This is a genomic window from Acidobacteriota bacterium (assembly GCA_034211275.1).
GTDB lineage: Bacteria > Acidobacteriota > Thermoanaerobaculia > Multivoradales > JAHZIX01 > JAGQSE01.
The window spans coordinates 1-16,767 of record JAXHTF010000152.1 but is presented as its reverse complement, the minus strand read 5'-3'; the positions used below and the strand labels follow the sequence as shown (position 1 = coordinate 16,767).

Annotated in this window: 19 protein-coding genes; 1 reads left to right on the top strand and 18 read right to left on the bottom strand. The window is 67.4% G+C overall.

The window, feature by feature from the left end; all coding sequences use genetic code 11:
* The 13 genes from SX243_19180 to SX243_19120 all read right to left on the bottom strand — a co-directional run.
* The coding region (locus SX243_19180) for a S8 family serine peptidase (protein ID MDY7095104.1) at positions 1 to 1,119 on the bottom strand (1,119 nt) is incomplete at its 3' end.
* A gap of 280 nt (positions 1,120 to 1,399) precedes the next feature.
* On the bottom strand, positions 1,400 to 1,675 hold the full coding sequence (locus SX243_19175) for a EutN/CcmL family microcompartment protein (GenBank protein MDY7095103.1): 276 nt from the start codon (positions 1,673 to 1,675) through the stop codon (positions 1,400 to 1,402).
* Positions 1,672 to 1,965, bottom strand: a complete 294-nt coding sequence (locus SX243_19170) for a EutN/CcmL family microcompartment protein (protein MDY7095102.1) — start codon at positions 1,963 to 1,965, stop codon at positions 1,672 to 1,674. Before SX243_19170 ends, SX243_19175 begins: the two co-directional genes overlap by 4 nt.
* Before the next feature lies 1 nt (position 1,966).
* Positions 1,967 to 2,569, bottom strand: a complete 603-nt coding sequence (locus tag SX243_19165; GenBank protein ID MDY7095101.1) for a BMC domain-containing protein — start codon at positions 2,567 to 2,569, stop codon at positions 1,967 to 1,969.
* 3 nt (positions 2,570 to 2,572) lie between these two features.
* A complete protein-coding gene (locus tag SX243_19160; GenBank protein MDY7095100.1) occupies positions 2,573 to 4,075 on the bottom strand; it encodes an aldehyde dehydrogenase family protein in 1,503 nt (500 codons plus the stop codon).
* A gap of 47 nt (positions 4,076 to 4,122) precedes the next feature.
* Entirely contained in the window at positions 4,123 to 4,413 is a 291-nt protein-coding gene (locus SX243_19155) for a EutN/CcmL family microcompartment protein (protein ID MDY7095099.1), read from the bottom strand.
* A gap of 9 nt (positions 4,414 to 4,422) precedes the next feature.
* A complete protein-coding gene (locus tag SX243_19150; protein ID MDY7095098.1) occupies positions 4,423 to 4,734 on the bottom strand; it encodes a BMC domain-containing protein in 312 nt (103 codons plus the stop codon).
* Positions 4,735 to 4,794: 60 nt separating this feature from the next.
* Positions 4,795 to 5,424: a hypothetical protein gene (locus SX243_19145; protein MDY7095097.1), complete on the bottom strand. Its 630-nt coding sequence runs from the start codon at positions 5,422 to 5,424 to the stop codon at positions 4,795 to 4,797.
* Complete coding sequence (deoC, locus tag SX243_19140) at positions 5,411 to 6,094, bottom strand: deoxyribose-phosphate aldolase (GenBank protein MDY7095096.1); 684 nt, start codon at positions 6,092 to 6,094, stop codon at positions 5,411 to 5,413. Before deoC ends, SX243_19145 begins: the two co-directional genes overlap by 14 nt.
* Positions 6,095 to 6,328: 234 nt before the next feature.
* A complete protein-coding gene (gene rpiB, locus SX243_19135; protein ID MDY7095095.1) occupies positions 6,329 to 6,985 on the bottom strand; it encodes a ribose 5-phosphate isomerase B in 657 nt (218 codons plus the stop codon).
* Between the two features lie 167 nt (positions 6,986 to 7,152).
* Positions 7,153 to 7,665 (bottom strand): hypothetical protein, encoded by a 513-nt coding sequence (locus SX243_19130; protein MDY7095094.1) that lies wholly within the window; start codon positions 7,663 to 7,665, stop codon positions 7,153 to 7,155.
* Positions 7,658 to 7,888, bottom strand: coding sequence for a UPF0175 family protein (locus tag SX243_19125; GenBank protein MDY7095093.1), 231 nt, complete (start codon positions 7,886 to 7,888; stop codon positions 7,658 to 7,660). The genes SX243_19130 and SX243_19125 overlap by 8 nt, the downstream gene beginning before the upstream one ends.
* A gap of 167 nt (positions 7,889 to 8,055) precedes the next feature.
* Positions 8,056 to 10,119, bottom strand: coding sequence for a SpoIID/LytB domain-containing protein (locus SX243_19120; protein MDY7095092.1), 2,064 nt, complete (start codon positions 10,117 to 10,119; stop codon positions 8,056 to 8,058).
* Between SX243_19120 and SX243_19115 the strand changes: the two genes are divergently transcribed.
* Positions 10,118 to 10,426, top strand: coding sequence for a hypothetical protein (locus SX243_19115; GenBank protein MDY7095091.1), 309 nt, complete (start codon positions 10,118 to 10,120; stop codon positions 10,424 to 10,426). The genes SX243_19120 and SX243_19115 overlap by 2 nt on opposite strands.
* A 92-nt stretch (positions 10,427 to 10,518) precedes the next feature.
* Here SX243_19115 and SX243_19110 read toward each other — a convergent pair whose 3' ends face one another.
* From SX243_19110 to SX243_19090, 5 genes are all read right to left on the bottom strand, one after another.
* Entirely contained in the window at positions 10,519 to 11,358 is an 840-nt protein-coding gene (locus tag SX243_19110) for an ATP-binding protein (protein MDY7095090.1), read from the bottom strand.
* 135 nt (positions 11,359 to 11,493) lie between these two features.
* Entirely contained in the window at positions 11,494 to 11,898 is a 405-nt protein-coding gene (locus SX243_19105) for a MerR family transcriptional regulator (GenBank protein MDY7095089.1), read from the bottom strand.
* 103 nt (positions 11,899 to 12,001) lie between these two features.
* Complete coding sequence (gene dnaK, locus SX243_19100) at positions 12,002 to 13,927, bottom strand: molecular chaperone DnaK (GenBank protein MDY7095088.1); 1,926 nt, start codon at positions 13,925 to 13,927, stop codon at positions 12,002 to 12,004.
* A 306-nt stretch (positions 13,928 to 14,233) separates the two neighbouring features.
* A complete protein-coding gene (locus SX243_19095; GenBank protein ID MDY7095087.1) occupies positions 14,234 to 15,685 on the bottom strand; it encodes a DUF4388 domain-containing protein in 1,452 nt (483 codons plus the stop codon).
* 13 nt (positions 15,686 to 15,698) lie between these two features.
* Positions 15,699 to 16,767, bottom strand: a 1,069-nt coding sequence (locus SX243_19090; protein ID MDY7095086.1) for a tetratricopeptide repeat protein, incomplete at its 5' end; no start/stop codon positions are given.

The window sequence follows — 16,767 nt, the reverse complement described above, 5'->3', positions numbered from 1 at the left end:
GAGATCCCCGGCGGGGGCCCGCGGCCCACGGCTCGAGAAGTTGGCGATGGCATCGTCGCTGCGGGTCACCGTGTTCTGATCATCCATGGCCGCCACACAGACGGCGTTGTCGGCGGAGCACGGAGAGGTCAGGCCGGAATTGCCGGGGCCATCGTTGCCCGCAGCGGCGACCACCGAGATACCCCGAGCCACCACCTGGTTGGCCATCTGGCTGGCTGCGTCAGTGCCGTCCGTGGTGATGGTCTGGAACGAGGTGTCGCATTGCCGAAGGCTCAAATTGACCACGTCCACCTGCCAGGTGGGCTGGTTGGTGATCAGCTGCTCGAAGCACTCGATGACATCGAGCCACGAGTTGGGGCCGCACATCAGAGTGGTTTGGCAGTCCACCAGGCCCGCCGCCGGCGCCATGCCCCGGTGCCCGGCGGCTCCCGAGCTCAGAATCCCGGTGGCGATGCCGGCCACGTGAGTCCCGTGGCTGTCGGTGTCGTCAGGGTTGCCGAGGCCACTGCCGACGATGTATCCCCCCACGTACTTGGAGCTGGGGAACATCTCATGGGTGGTGCCGGATCCGGCCTGATCGTCGACCCCCGAATCGATGATGGCGATGGTCGTCCCGGTTCCGTCGACCAGCGGGGCGAGGTCCTCCAGGTTCATCGGATAGTTTGTGCTGGAGCGCACCTTGATGGCCGCTCCGCTGACGTTGAGAGCCGACTGAAAGCCGTGCATCTCCTCGATCATCGCCACCACGGGGTGAGCGGCGAGGGTCGGCAAGTCCGCCGGATCGACATCGCCCATGGCGACGAAAGTGACATACCGGCCCCGCTTGAGGATGGTTCCGTATTGGGACAGCCAGGAGATGTCGGTGGCCGTGGGACAACGGGTCAGGTTGACAACGACCTTCTCCCTGGTCGCCGGCGGCGCCGCCTGGTCGGAACCGATCTTGGCATCGAGGGTGTCGTCAATGCCGTTACCGTCCCGATCCCGGTCCCATTCCACCGGCTTCGTTTGCCATTCGAGAGGCGTCCAACAGGCATCGGCCGGCGGGGCGGCCATCAGGGTCAGCAACAAGACCATGACACCGATCACCAGGGCGCCATCGCGAGAACTAGATTTCCACATACAATCTCCTCAGCTCCAACTCAGGGCATGAAAGGTTCCCAGGAGGGGCTTCTCAACAGGCCGGGGAGAAGCACCTCCGGGGATCTCGGATCACCCTGGGGGGACTCTGTTGCGAGAAGAACAGCGCAGGGCATCTACAGCGAGACTCATTAGTAGAGTGCACTAACTATCTTAATTCGTGACATTCTGAATAAAAGTCCGCTCTTCGGCGAAAGGAAAGCAAGCAAAGGTCTCGGGAGGAGGCGTGAGGGAGAAGAGGGTCCTCAGACTGAAGGCGTTCTCAGCTTGAGGACAGGGCGAGCTCGTCCACCACCCCCACCACTACCGCGCGCACCGGGGCTTCGGGGTCGGCGAGGACCTGGCGGGCGCCGTTGCCTTCGTCGAGGATGAGGACTGTTTCTCCGGCGCCGGCGCCGACGGAGTCGACGGCGATGAGGTAGGCGCCGGTGGGCTCGCCGGCGAGGTCGAGGAGGTCGCAGAGGAGGAGCTTCTGACCGTCGAAGGAGCGATGCTGGATGGTGGAGACCACGGTGCCAGTGACGCGGGCGATCTTCATCCGCCGCTCCTGGAAGAGCCGTCGAGATCCGCGACCTGGTCCACGATGCCGACGATGGCGTGATCCACCGGCACGAAGGTCTCGGGCATCGCCACCGCCGCCTCGCGGCTGGCGACGTAGTAGACCTGGTCGCCGGGCCCCGCCATGGCCACCGCGTCGGCGGCCACTACCGGCTCGCCAGCGTCGTCACCGCGGCGGTCCAGGGGCTGGACGATGAGGAATTTGATCCCGTCGAGGCCCTCGCTGCGCACGCTGGCCACTACCGTGCCCACCACCCGGCCGAGCTGCATCTCAGGACTCCCCGGCAGCGGGCAGGCGGTGGAAGAGCTCGCCGGGGGCCAGGAGGTTCTCCGCCATCAGCGGATCGAGCTGGGAAATCACCACCCGCTCCACCACCGACGACCGGGACAGGCGTTCCTCGCCGATCTCCATGGCCGCCTCGATGTCGTAGACCGCGCCGGAGAGCAGCGCGTAGCCCTTGCCCCCCAGGCCGTCCGCCAGGGCCAGCTTGGTGAGGCTCACCTCCGCGCCCTTCACCGCGGCGTCGGCGAACTCGAGGATCGCCGGCACGGTGGTGGTCTCCATCACTCCCAGGGCCTCGCCGGCGTGGGGACGGCGGCCGCCGCACAGGGCGCGCACCACCTCGTCGTGCACCGCCGGCAGGAAGACCCGGCAGTCCACGGTCCCAACGGCCTCGGCGGCGTCCAAGGCCTCCTCCACCTCCGCCACCTGGCCGGCGGCGAGGATCAGGTATTTGCCCGGATGCACGGTGCCAGTGCGCAGGGCGGAGAGGGGCGTGCGCTTGGCCATGGCGTCGCCGGCTCGGATGCCGGCGGCGATGGAGGCGAGTTCGAGCAGCGCCAGGGCCGGCTCAAGCTGGATCGTTTCCGCCATGCCCTAGAGTCCCTGCAATGAGCCGGCGACGGTGACCCGGCGAATGCGGCTGAAGGTGCGGGGGGTGGTCAGGCCTTCGCCGGTGGGGCTGGCGATGGAGAACGAGGTGAAGCCCTCGCCGCCGGCGCCGAGACCCGCCAGAGTCGGTCCGTTGGCGACGAAGATGCTGACGTTGATGGCCCGGGACATGCGGGTAATGGCCTCGAGGTCGGTGGAAAAAATGGACGCCGTGTGACCGAAGCCGTGCTCCGCCCGCACCGCCAGGTCGATGGCCTCGTCCACGTCGCGGACCCGCACCACCGGCATCACCGGCATCAGCTGCTCGGTCCACACCAGGCTGTGCTCCCGCGGCACGTCCGCCACCAGCAGGCGGATCTCTTCGCCGCCGTCGCCGCCGATCTGGCGCAGGATCTCGCCGGCGTTCTTGCCGATCCACCGCGGATCGATCTTGCCCGGCTTGTTGGGCGGGCCGAGCTGGCGGAAGATCACCCGCTCGAGCTTGCGCAGCTCGTGCTCCTTGAGCAGGTAGGCGCCGTTGGCGGCCATCTCCTGCAGCAGCCGGTCGGCGATGGAGGCGACGGCGAAGACTTCCTTCTCGTCGGTGCAGATGACGTTGTTGTCGAAGGAGGCGCCGCGCACGATCTCGCGACCGGCTAGGGCGATGTCGGCGGTGTCGTCCACCACCACCGGCGGGTTGCCGGGACCGGCGGTGATGGCCTTTTTGTCGGTCTTCAGAGCTTCCCGCACCACCGCCGGACCGCCGGTGACCAGCAGCACCCGCACCCGCGGGTGGCGCATCAGCTGCTGGGCGGTCTCGATGGTCGGCTTGGCCACCGCCGCCACCACGTTGGGCGGTCCGCCGGCGGCGGTGATGGCGCGGTTGAGCAACCGCACCGTCTCCAGCGACACCCGCCGAGCGTTGGGGTGGACGTTGAACACTACCGCGTTGCCCGCCGACAGGATGGCGATGGAGTTGTTGATGATGGTGGCGGTGGGGTTGGTGGTGGGAGTGATGGAGCCGATGACGCCGTAGGGGGAGTATTCGGTCCAGGTCTTGCCCCGGTCGCCGCTGACGGTGCGGGTCTCCAGATCCTCGAGGCCGGGGGTTTTCTCCGTCACCAGGAGGTTCTTGATCTTCTTGTCACCGGGACGGCCCAGACCGGTTTCTTCCCAGGCGTGGCGGCCGAGCTCCTCGGCGTGCTCGCGCATGGATTCGCGGATCGACTCGATGACCCGGCGGCGCAGGTCCATCCCCTGATCCCGGAAGGTAAGGAAGGCGCTCCAGGCAGCCTCGGCGGCGCCGTCGACGTCGGCGAAGACGCCTTCCGCGCTCCCTCCACGGGCGCTCGGGACGGGAATGGGGGACGCGGCGGTGCCCGGCGCAGGAGCTCCGGAGACCGGTCTCCCGAGCGGGAAGGCCGGGGCCTCCTCGGACACGGGAAGCCCATGGCGCTCGCGCACCCGGCGAACGATGCTCTCGACTTCCGCTGGATCGATGATGGACATGCTGGTTTCTCGGTGGATCCCGGGCTAGAGCTCCCCGGGACGGCCCGCTACTCCTTGCGGTAGCGCTCCTCGCCGTCCACCTCCCAGGTGTCGACGATGGCCATGACCACGGCGTCGCAGGGGCGATCCTTGGTGGCCTCGGTCTGGCGCGCCGAGCTGCCGCTGGCGTAGAGCACCACCTCGCCGACCCCGGCGCCGACGCCGTCCGCCGCCACCACGTAGCCGGAAGCCTCCTTCCCCGCCACCGTCAGCTGCTGCAGAACGAGGAATTTGAGCCCTTCCAGGCTCTCCTCCTTGCGGCTGGCGACCAGGGTCCCGACGACTTTGCCCAGGAGCAACGACGGCTCCTACTTGCGGCGTCCGCCGCTGGCCTTGGCGGTCTCGCCGCGGCCCAGGGGCAGCACTTCGTCGACGTTGCCGTGGGGGCGGGCGATGACGTGGGTGGAAACCACTTCGCCGACCTTCTCGGCACCGCGGACACCGGCGTCCACCGCTGCCTTCACCGCCGCCACGTCGCCCCGCACCACCGCGGTAACGTAGCCGCCGCCGACCTTCTCGTAGCCCACCAGCTCTACTTTGGCGGCCTTGACCATGGCGTCCGCCGCTTCCACCATCGCGGTGAATCCGCGGGTCTCGATCATTCCCAATGCTTCGGCCATTGCCCTACTCTCCTTCGCTGTGATTCGTTGGTCCGTCTCGCTCAGTTTCTACAGGCTCTCTCAGTCGTCGCCAGAGCGCCCTTCCAATCCTTCCAGCGCCGCCACCGCGGCGCGCCAGCCGGCGTCGATGTCGCGCTCCGAGCCGCCCAGATAGACGCGGCCGAAGGAGCCGAAGGAACGCACTTCCAGAACGTTGATCTCCGCCGCCTTCTCCGCCTCGTTGGCGGCCAGGGCAGCGTAGGGCGCCGGCTCGCATTCGAGGACGTAGAGGGTCTCCCCGGCGAGCAGCATCTGGCCGTGGCGCATGCGGTTGATCAGCTGCACCTGGTGATCGTCGACGTTGCGGATGATCTGGCTGCTGAGGATCCGCGGCTTGCGCCGATCCGTTTCTTTGAGCCCCACCGCCTCGAGGATCGCCTCGCCGGCGGCGCGGGTCTCCGCCTGGGACTCGGAGTGCACCTCCAGCAGCCCGTAGTAGCGCTCGACGATCTGCATCCCCGGCCGCACCTTGGTGCTCTTGAGGGCGATGTCCGTGAGGCGGTTGATCTCGATGCCCGGGGAGATCTCGACGTACAGGGACGCGTCCCCCGCCAGCGGCAGAAAGCCCTGGGCGACGGTGCCCAGAAACGCCGAATACTGGGGCTGGAGGCTGTCGAGAAAAACGTAGGAGCGCAGGTCAATATCCGCCACTGGTGGCCTCCGATGCAGTTCCCTGGACGATCTGGATGCCGGCGGAAGCGCCGAGGCGAGTGGCCCCGGCCTCGATCATGCGCCGGGCGTCGTCCGCGTTCTTGATGCCGCCGGCGGCCTTGACGCCGACCTCCGGCCCCACCGCTTCGCGCATCAGGGCGACGTCCAGCACGGTGGCGCCGCCGGAGCTGAAGCCGGTGGAAGTCTTGACGTAATGAGCTTTGGCGGCGAGGGCGAGCTTGCAGGCGATGACCTTCTCGGAATCGGTGAGGAGCGCCGTCTCCAAAATCACTTTGTTGATGGCGCCGACCTCGTTGCAGGCTTCCGTGACCCGGGCGATATCGGTCTGCACCAGGTCGTAGTCACCGCCTTTGAGGGCGCCGATATTGATCACCATGTCGATCTCCCGAGCACCGTCCCGCAGCGCCTGGCGAGTCTCCATGGCCTTGATGCGAGTGGTGGCGGCCCCCAGGGGGAAACCCACCACCGAGGCCACCTGGACGTCGCTGCCGCGCAGCCGCTGCGCCGCCCGCCGCACCCACACGGGGTTGACGCAGACGGCGGCGAAATGATGCTCCCGGGCCTCGTCGCAGAGGACCTCGATCTGCTGCGGGGTGGTGTCGGGCTTGAGCAGGGTGTGGTCGATGTAGCGCGCCAGATCCCCCGGCACGTCGTCGCCGTGACCGCAGTAGCTGAGTCGACAGGCTCCGGCCTGGACCACCGAGCGCGCCTTGTCGGAGCAGCAGGCGGCACAGCCGCCGCGGCAGTCGGCGCAACAGCCGGAGGCCTCGGTGCCCAGAGCCTCCAACACCCGCCGGGTGAGGATCTCGACCAATCGTTCGCGCTCGTCCATAGTCTCTATCTCGGTTCTCGAAATAACGTTCTTGTCGGTTCTGCCGCCCAGCTACCGCGTGTACCGCGCCTCGTATTCGTCGATCTTCGCCGCCCGTCGCGCGTGGCGGCCTTCGCCCCAGGGAGTGGCGAGCCAAGCATCGAGAATCTCCTTGGCCAGCGCCGGGCCGGTCCAGCCGGATCCCAGGGAAAGCACGTTGGCGTGGTTGTGCTCGCGGCTGTTGCGCGCGCCTGCCAGATCGTAGCAGGCCGCCGCCCGCACTCCCGGAACTTTGTTGGCCACCATCGCCGAGCCGATGCCGGCACCGTCGACGATCACCCCCCACCGGCAGCTACCGTCCGCCACCCGCCGCGCCACCTCGTGGGCGAAGTCGGGGTAGTCGCAGCTGTCCTCGGAGTACGTCCCGCAATCCACCACCGCCACGCCCCGGCCGCGCAGATGGGCGATGAGAGCCTCCTTGAGCTCGAAGCCCCCATGATCCGCCCCTAGGGCTACCGCGTCACTCCCCCCTGAGGCCGCACGGCCTGCGCCAGTGGGGCTAGAGGTGGAGCCGGAGGTCGCGACGGGCCCGCTGGGCGTCGACTGGCTGCCGACCTTCTTAGCGCCGGCATCCCGGCTCCCCGGTCCCGCCGACTCCAACCACTCCTCCACCACCCGACGCACCACTGCCCGCACCTGTTCTTCGCTCAATTGCTTGGGGCTGGCCATGGTGTTCTCAGCGCGGCTCGGAAAAGGACCCGCTGGGAGCGAGTTTTACCACATTTGGAGATATGAACAGAGCGCTCTGCCCTCAACGGAAGCGAGGAGACGATGATTACCGAGCCGAGGAGCTCTGGCTGACGAGGCATCCAGAAGGCTCGCCCGAGCTTCCAAGCTCACCGTCGGCCCAATACCTCCAGCATTCTGGTGAGGACTTTCCTGCTAATGCGGCGCTCCTGATGCAGCGCCCGCAGATGGCTCTCAGCCTCATCGCCATCAACTCCGCCTTCCTCGAAGGCAATCTTCACGACCGCAGCAGCTCCGAAAACCACCAGCCCTTGATCCCGAGCGACTCGCCGCCCCTTGCGCTCCTCGATGAGGATAGGCGTGCTGCGGGCATGCGCAAGAGCGATTGCATGAAGCTCTCCACGACCTAGCTCTTGGGGCTCGATCCCGTCAAGCACTCCCAGCTCAACCGCCCCCACGACCTCTACTCCGACAGACTGACCGACACCGTGATGCCGAAAGTAATCGACACCTTCGTCGAGGTAGAAGGAAACTTCCTCAGCAACCGCCTGAGGAACCAGTAGTCGGGAACAGGTGTTGGCCAGCAGCGAGAATCCGCCGGGAATCTTCTCCAACGAGATGAGCGGGCTGGCGTCGGCAACGACCGTGCCGAACCTAGGCATTCAGCTCGGCCAGAATCTCTTCGTCGTCGTCCGGCATGATCGGGAAACCGTGCTGCGCCATCTTCTCTTCGAACACCCGACGCGCATCACCGGTCAACTGCCGCGCTTGCTCTCCCGAGAGAAGGCCCTTCGAGTACAGGGAGCCCGCGATCAGATACCGGGCGAACTCCTGATCTTCGAGGACTGGGGGAATGGACGTGAGCTCAACGGTCAAGGTAGCCATAGGCTCAGTCTAGTCGTTGGATGAATTCTGTCAAATCTACAGGTTCCCCAACCAGTCAATCCGCCTCCAGCTCGCCTCGTCGCAGCACATCCAACGCTTCGTCCTACTCTTGCTCGAAGGGCTCGAAGCTGCCGCCATCCTCTGCAAAGTCGGAGAGCAGCAGTAGGCTACCGCCCCGCCACCGACGCCGCCGTCGCGAGGGTTGCGGGGTCGAGCTGACCGAGGTGGGTGCCGGTGTAGTAGTGGGCGAGGATCTGGCGGTAGGTGTAGCCGCGGAGGGCCATGCCGTAGGCGCCCTCTTGGCACATGCCGACGCCGTGGCCCCAACCGCGGCCCTTGAACAGCCAGCCCGCGGGACCGTCCTTCGGCCGCAGGCGGGTGGCGGTAAAGAGGGTTTCCGGCAGGCCCAGAGTCCAGCGGATGGCCAGGCCCGCCACCTCGACCCGGCGGCCGTCGGCGCCGAGGAGGGAGAGGCGGGTCACCCGGCCGGAGGCGCCGCGCTCGATGATCTCGAAGTTGCGGAAGCCGAGGCCCGGGTAGCGCTCCTCCACCTTCTCCGCCAACTCACCGTCGGTGTGGAAGCGGGTCCACGCCCGGCGCTTGCTGCGGCGGTCGTAGGCGACGCCGTCGGGATCCATCTCCTGCACCAGGGCCAAAAGCCGATCCCCGCGCAGATAGAGCCGCAGCCGGTCGCCGGGCACCAGGCTGAGGTCGCCGGCGACGATGCGTTCCTCGCGCTGGCGAAAGCCTGGCAGCTGGCCGGGCAGCGGATAGCCGCGGACCTTGCCGTCCTGCCGCACCTCCACCGTCTGGCCATCGAGGCGCAGAAAACCGGCCGGCTCCTCCCGCACCACGTGCAGCATCACCGCCAGCTGGAGCAGCATGCGCTCCACCTCCGCCTCGTCCAGCTCGCCTTCCAGATCCTCGTCGAAGAGCCCGCTGGCCACCAGGTAGGCCGCCTGGCGCAGGGCCTGCTCGCCCCAGCTGTCAGGAGGATTGGAGAGCAAGTAGGGGATGTCGTGGGGATCGACGAAGAGCTGCGCGTCGAGGGCCAGGTCGAAGATGGAGGCGACGAAGCGCTGGACTTCCTGGCGCTGGATCGAAGCCAAGCGATCTTCCGCCGCCGGCAGGCCGGCGAGATGGGCGAGCTCCCGCAGGCGCTTCTCGAGGGCGGTGCGCGAGTCCAGCTGCGGGTCCACCGGCAGCAGCACGCGGGTGAAACCCGAGGGGAAGGGTGTGCCGCCGGTCACTCCGCCGGCGAGGGCCTGGGCTCCCGCCTCGGAGCAGCGCACCGCCCGGAGGTAGGGGCGATTGATCAGGGTGGGGAAGATCGCCTCCACATCCTCCGTGTGGCCGCCACAGGTGGCGGTGTAGAGGGTGTCGGCGGTTTCCTGATGATAGAGCACGATCTGGCCGGCGGTCTCGCGGATGGCGCGGTCGGTGACCGGATGCTCGGCGTCCATACCTCCGTAGACGTGACAGCGGGGAGTGGCGCAGAGATCGTAACCCTCGGCGGTGAATTCCCCCAGGTTGCGCACGGTGTAGGTGCGCGCCGCCACCGCCTGGGCCTTGAGGGCGTCGAGCTCCGGGTAGACCAGCGGCCCCATCTCCTTGGGCACGACGCCGCGCAGATAGTCCTCCAGGGAGAGCTCGTTGATCACGTTGAGGCGCCCGCGGTCGTTGAGGTAGATCAGCAGACGGCCGCGGAAACGGCGGCCCTCGAAGGTCACGGAAGGCTCGAATCCGCGACCTTGGCTCTGCTCGGCTTCTTCGGCCTCCACCGCCAGCCAGCGACCCTCCTCGCGGTACTCGTTCTGCCCTTGGAAGACCCGCAGCGCCGGTCGCTCCAGACCGCCCCCCTCAGTCACCACCCAGGCGCCGGCGACACCGCCGGCCTCCAGGGCGCGGTCCTGACGCTCCGCTTCCTCGCGGGTGGCGAAGCGGCCGATGCGCACCTTGTAGAGATCCGCCGCGGCGTCGAAACGGGCGTCCGCCGGCAAGCCCCAGCGGCTGGCCAGCCGCCGCGCCAGCGCCTGGGCCTGGACTTCGTCCTTGAGAGCCGAGACCTGGAGCCGGAAGTAGGCGGAACCGGCGGCATCGGCGGCGGGCTCGATGCGGATGGGAGAAACCAGCTCGACCCGACGGCCCCCAATGCGAGCGCCCACGCTGCCGGTGCAGCAGGGCAGCTGCACCGATTCCAGATCGGTGGCCAGGCCGACTCGTACCGTCATGACCCGTGCCGCCGAGGGCTCCGGCTCCAAGACGACCGGTGGGGCCGGCACGTCGACCTTTGGTGGTGGCTCCGGTGCAGGCTCGGCGGTAGCGGAAGACGGGGACGCCGACGGCAGAGGCGCCGGCGGAACGGGCTTGGGCTCGTCGGGAGCCGCCGTGTCCTCCGGCTGGGCGGGCGATGGGGTGGTCGACGGGGTAGGCGACGGGGCGGGGCTCGCCGGCGCGCTCTTCTGGGGCACCACCTGGGCGGAGGGGATCTCGGTGGCGGGTGGTTCGTCGGCAGGAGTGCGCGGTGCCGGCGCCTGACTACAAGCCGCCACCCACGCTAGCGCGAGGACGCAGGCGATGAGGCGCAGAGATCCGGCGGAAGGAGGTCGCAAGCGCACGGCGGTGATGTTTCAGACGCGCAGCCGCTGCATCTGGACCTCACGGCGGAAGTCCTCCACCGCTCCCAGGCGCACCGGCCGGGCCATCTCGCACAGCCGGCTGACCAGGCGCGCTTCGATGCGGCGGGAGAGGGGCGTGGGGCCATCGGTGCGGTCCGCACCGCGATCCAGCGTCTTCTCGGCGCGGCCGCTGCGGGCGGGGGGCTCGGGCTCGTCGAGGGTGTAGTTGGTGGTGAAGAGGGTGGGCAGGCGCTCGTTGTAGCGGCTATTGATCAGCAGGTAGAGAATGTCCTGCACCCAAGGAGTAGGCTTTTGGGCCCCGAGCTCGTCGAGCACCAACAGCGGCGCCTGCACCACCGGGTCGAGGATCTCGCGCTTGGATTCCGGGCTCTTGGGATCGAAGCTGCTCTGGATCTGGTGGATCAACGAGGTGAAGTCGACGAAGCGCCCGGCGACCTGGTAGGTGGTGATGAGCTCTACCAGCACCGACACCGCCAAGTGGGTCTTGCCCACCCCCGGCGGACCGATGAAGAGCAGGCCGGTGCGGGTGAAGTTACCGTCAGGGCGTAGGAAGCCTTCGACATAGCGCTGGCTGTCCGCCAAGGCCCGGGTCAACTGATTCTGGGCTCCGGCACGGCTCTGGTAGGTGTTGAAGCCCTCGAGGCGGCATTTGCGATAGCGGCCGGGAATGCCGGCGGCGTTGAGCAGGCGCTGGGCCCGGCCGCGCTTCTGGCACTCGCACCGCCGGGCGGCACCGGCGCCGCCGTCGGGATGCACCACCCAACCACGCCCCCCGCACACGGGACAGGGCTCGGAGGGACGGGGCGGTAAGGGCGCTGCCGTCTCGTTCATGGAAGGGATGCTAGCACGGAGCGGGGCAGCAAAAACCCCCGCTGAGGCTCTGCCGGGATCTCCGGCAAAGGCCCGCGGGGGCGAAGAAATCAGCGCTGTGGCCAGGCCCGGGCTGCAAAGCCCGAGGCTGGGCCGTCAGCGCTCGTCGTTGGAGGTGGAACGGGCGAGGGGGCCGCCACGAATCCGCACCAGCGCCTGGTGGCGCTCGATGCCGGCGCGGCGGTCCATCATCTGCTGCTTGACGACCTGCAGTAGCCGATCCACTTCTTGGTTGAGATGCTCCATCTGCTCGCGCATGTTCAGAATCACTTCGACCCCGGCCAGGTTGACCCCGAGCTCGCGGGTGAGGGTGAGAATGACCTCAATGCGGCGGATCGCCTCGTCATCGTAGAGGCGGGTGTTGCCGGCACTCCGCAAGGGAGTGATCAGCCCCTCGCGCTCGTACATGCGTAGCGTCTGGGGGTGGATGGAGAACTGCTCCGCCACGGCGCTGATCATCACGCCGACGGGGCGGCCCTTCCCTTGCTTGCGTCTTACCATGGAAGCCTCTCTTCAGTAGGCCCTCTTCGTCATCGGGCGACTAGGTCACCGGAACCGCCGCCGCAGGCATCGGCCTGCGTCCGGCGGTCCGGCGACAGGGGCCTCATCCCTTGGTGCCGTCGGACTCGACGTACTCGGCGTCGATGACATCGTCACCTTCCGCCTGGTCGCCGCCGCCCTCGGCCTCGGGTCCGGCACCGGCGTCGCCACCGGCGGCCTCGGCTCCGGGCTGCTGATAGACCGCTTCGGCGAGCTTGTGGGAAGCCTCCACCAGGGTCTTCTCGGCAGTCTCCAGGGCCTCCAGGCTGCTGTCGCTGTCCTCCAGCACCTTGCGGGCGTCACCCAGCGCCGACTCCAGCTTGCCGATGGACTCGGCATCCAGCTTTTCCTTGTTCTCGTCCAAGGTCTTCTGGGTCTGGTAGACCAGGCTGTCGACGCGGTTGTGGGCTTCCACCTTCTTGCGCCGCTCTTTGTCCTCGTCGCTGTGGGTTTCCGCCTCGTTCACCATGCGCTCGATCTCGTCCTCGTTGAGGCCGCTGGACGAGGTGATGGTGATCTTCTGCTCCTTGCCGGTGCCCAGATCCTTGGCGGACACGTTGACGATGCCGTTGGCGTCGATGTCGAAGGCGACCTCGATCTGCGGCACGCCGCGGGGCGCCGGCGGGATGCCGTCCAGGTTGAACTTGCCGAGGGTGCGGTTGTCCCGCGCCATCTCGCGCTCGCCCTGGAGCACGTGGACCTCCACAGAGGTCTGGTTGTCGGCGGCGGTGGAGAAAGTCTCCGATTTGCGCGCCGGGATGGTGGTGTTGCGGTCGATGAGCCGGGTGAACACTCCGCCCAGGGTCTCGATGCCCAGGGACAGGGGAGTGACGTCCAGCAGCAGCACGTCCTTGACGTCGCCGGCCAGCACACCACCCTGAATGGCGGCGCCTACGGCCACGACCTCGTCCGGGTTGACGCCCTTGTGGGGCTCCTTGCCGAAGAAGTCGGCCACGGCCTTCTGGATCAGCGGCATGCGGGTCTGGCCACCCACCAGCACCACCTCGTCGACATCGGCCTGCTTGAGACCGGCGTCCTTGAGGGCCTGCTTGCAGGGATCGATGGAGCGCTGGACGATATCTTCCACCAACTGCTCCAGCTTGCTGCGGGAGAGACGCAGGTTGAGGTGCTTGGGGCCCGACTCACCGGCGGTGATGAAGGGCAGGTTGATGTCCGTGTCCTGGGTGGTGGAGAGCTCGATCTTGGCCTTCTCCGCCGCCTCCTTGAGACGCTGGAGCGCCATGGGGTCGGAGGACAGGTCGATGCCCTGATCCTTCTTGAACTCCGCCAGCAGCCACTCGATGATCTTCTGGTCGATGTTGTCACCGCCCAGGTGGGTGTCACCGTTGGTGGACTTCACCTCGACGACGCCCTCGCCCACCTCGAGAATGGAGATGTCGAAGGTACCGCCGCCAAAGTCGTAGACGGCGATGGTCTGGTCCTTCTTCTTGTCCAGACCGTAGGCCAGTGCCGCCGCCGTCGGCTCGTTGACCAGGCGCTCCACCTGCAGGCCGGCAATGCGGCCGGCGTCCTTGGTGGCCTGACGCTGGGAGTCGTTGAAGTAAGCGGGGACGGTGATCACCGCCTTCTCCACCTTCTGTCCCAGATAGTCCTCCGCCGCTTCCTTGAGCTTCTGGAGCACCATGGCGGAGATCTCCGGCGGCGAGTATTGCTTGCTCTCCACCGAGATCCGCACGTCCCCGTTGTCGGCCTTGACGACCTTGTAGGGGACCATCTTCATTTCTTCGTTGACCTCGTCGTACCGGCGCCCCATGAAGCGCTTGGCGGACGAGACGGTGTTTTCGGGATTGGTCACGGCCTGCCGCTTGGCGACCTGACCCACGAGGCGCTCGCCGCTCTGGGCGAAGCCCACCACCGAGGGGGTGGTACGGCTGCCCTCGGCGTTGGGGATGACCTTCGCCTCGGAACCTTCCATCACGGCAACCACGCTGTTGGTGGTACCGAGATCAATGCCAATGATTTTGCTCACTATATCTCCTCCTTTGAGAATCTTCTTCGGCAGCACGACGAGCATACAAACTTTAGTCGGGAACTGTCAACCTCGCCGTACACCCTATCTAACATGAGCGCACTCAAGTTTAATCCCGGGCGGGTGGATTTTCTCCATCTTGTGTCCAGAAACCAGCAGACTTCGCAGAGAGATGGCCAACGGCCCCGAATTCCGGGGACATCCAGACTGTCCCGGTGGGAGAGGGCCAGACTGCCTCGGTGGGAGAAAGGCTGTCTCGGTGGGAGAAGGTCGTGCGGCCGCGCGCCCCCCAGCGAGGGGCGAAGCTCAGTCCAGCAGTACCAGGGGCTTTTGCAGCGAGCTGCCGGGGATGGAGAAGAAGTCGAGGTCGAGGAGGAAGTTGTCGGTAATGGCCTCGGTGGTGCTCAATTCCATCAGCGTCTCGCCGCTATCCAGCGGCAGCAGCTGGTACTGCACCGCTCCGGGCTGGTAGTGCAGCGGATAGCCCTGGGGATCGTTGACCAGCTCGCGAGGCAGCAAGCCGCCCTCCACCAGCGTGTCCAGCTGCTCGGGGAAACGGCCGTTCATCAGGAAGTAGGTCTTGGCGGCACCGTCGATGGTCAGATGAGCCGCCTGCCGCTGCTGGGCGATAAAGCCCAAACGCTGCTCCTGGAGCCACGGGAAGGGCAGCAGAGCCTGCTGAGGCTGCTGGAAGAGCTGCACCGCCAGAAGCGCCGCCACCACCACCGCCAGGACCCGAGCTCCCCAGGCCACCACTCCCTCGGCCTGAGCGCCGGGAGCACGCCCCGGGGTCCCACCGACGAAGGGAATCTTGCGCTTGCGGCCGGACCGCGGCTCCGCCGGCGCTTCGTCCGCCAGGGCCTCGTCCACCAGGAGCAAGTCCACCTCGCCGGAGCCGGTGGCCACCGGGGACGCCGCCGGTCCGGGTAGCTCCGGCTCCTCCGCCACCACCAGGTCGTCCGCCGCCGGCCCCGACCGCGGCCGGACCAAGCCCAGCCTCTGCAGGTGATCCACCGCCCCTTGAACCCATTGGGCCTCGAGACCGCAGTCCACCGCCAGATCGGCGATGCTGCGGGAGCCGTTGATGCGCCCGAGAATCTGCTGCTCCAGCGGCGAGAGGACGATGAACCCTTCGTCATCGCTGCCTCCCTCTCCTCCGGCAGCCCGTACCTTGATGGGCTTGTTCACCGAGATCCGCTCGAGCACCGCATCCCGCGGCACGTCGCCCTCTTCAGCGGTCACCGCCACCGCCCCCGGCGGCGGCGCGGGGGCCTCGGGTTCGGGCTCGTCCGGCTCGTAATACCGCAGCAGGAGATCCTGGATCACGATGGGCTGCAGACCGTCCTCGAAGGCCACCTCGTCGTTGGCGTAGAACTTGAACTCGCCCTGACGCCAGTGCAGGAGCTCCGCCATCAGCTCCTGGTATTGCAGCCGCAGGGCCGACAGCAGGCCCGCACGCTCCACCAACCCCTGCTCTACCAGGACGTCCTGCAACCGGGTGCCGCGACTCTCGCTCAGAGCGACCGCTTCCCGCAGCGGTCCTTCCTCGACCAGCCCTTCCCGCACCAAGACCTTTTGCAGCCCTTCGTCGCCGGTCTGGTTGAGGGAGTCGGCGGCCACCACCTTGCCCTTGAGGAAGGAGATGGCGACGATGTCGTCCTGCCCCTGGACGGTGAGGATGCCGGTGCGCTGCTGGTGCGCCACCGTCTGCAGAATCTCGTGGAGCTGGAAGAGGTCCAGACTGCCTTCGACGCTCATGCCACCCTCCTCATCAGCCGCCCCGATTCTGCTGCACCAGCCGGAGCAGGAGGAAGACCACCAACCCGACGGTGGCGATCAGCTTGGTGAGCATGCCGCCGGGGTCGAAGCCCCACGGGACGGCGTAGCCCCAGGTGGTGGAGAACGGCAGCAAGAGCAACGCCACCGGCGGCACCCAAGCCAGATAGGCCACGGCCCCCGAGCCTTCCCGTGCCGACGGCAGCCCCGGGATCAACACCCGCAGCAGGAGATCGCCGGTATCTCCACCGTTGCGGGGTCCGGAGGACGGAGTGCTGAGCCCACCGCCCCGGCGAGCCAGGTACAAGGCCGCCGCCATCAACAACACGCCGACGGCGACGAAGAGGGTCAGGCCGTGACGCAGCACTCTGCCCTTGACCCCGCTCTCGGTGGCGCCTTGCTCGCTGCCCATAGCGTCCTTGATCTCCGCCAACCGGGCCACTCCACCATCCACCGGCCGCACCTCCACCGCCACCGCCTCTTGGATCCACTGGCCGACCTCTTTGCTCTTCAGCTGTTGGGCCTGCTGCAGGGCCCTGCGCGAATCGTCATAGAGGTACCCGGAGCTGAACGCCTGGCTGAGGTTGAAGTAGGCCACGGCACTCTCGGGGTCGGCCTCGGCGGCTTTGCCGAAGTAGGCGGCGGCGCGGCCGAAATCCTCCTGGTTGTAGAAATAAATGCCGAGGTTGATCAGCGCCGGAGCATTCTCCGGCTCCCGCTCCACCAGATCGAGGTAACTCGAACGGGCCAGCTCCCACTGCCCCAGCCGCCGGTGCAGATCCGCCAGCAGGTGGTGTACCGCGGGATTGTCTCCCTGCACCCGCCCCAACACGCTGAAATCGCTGAACAGCCGCCCGTAGAGCCGACTCTCCTCCACCGCCGTCACCGCCCGTACCGGCGGTGACAGCGCCAGCGCCACCTGCTGCCGCTGCACCGGCAGCAGAAAGGGCACCGAGCCCACCAGCAGCAGCACCAGGATCAGCACCAGGCGCTCGCCGAGGGAACAATAGGCCCACAGCAACACCACCCACACCAACCGCAGCCTGGTGACCCCGAAGGGCAGC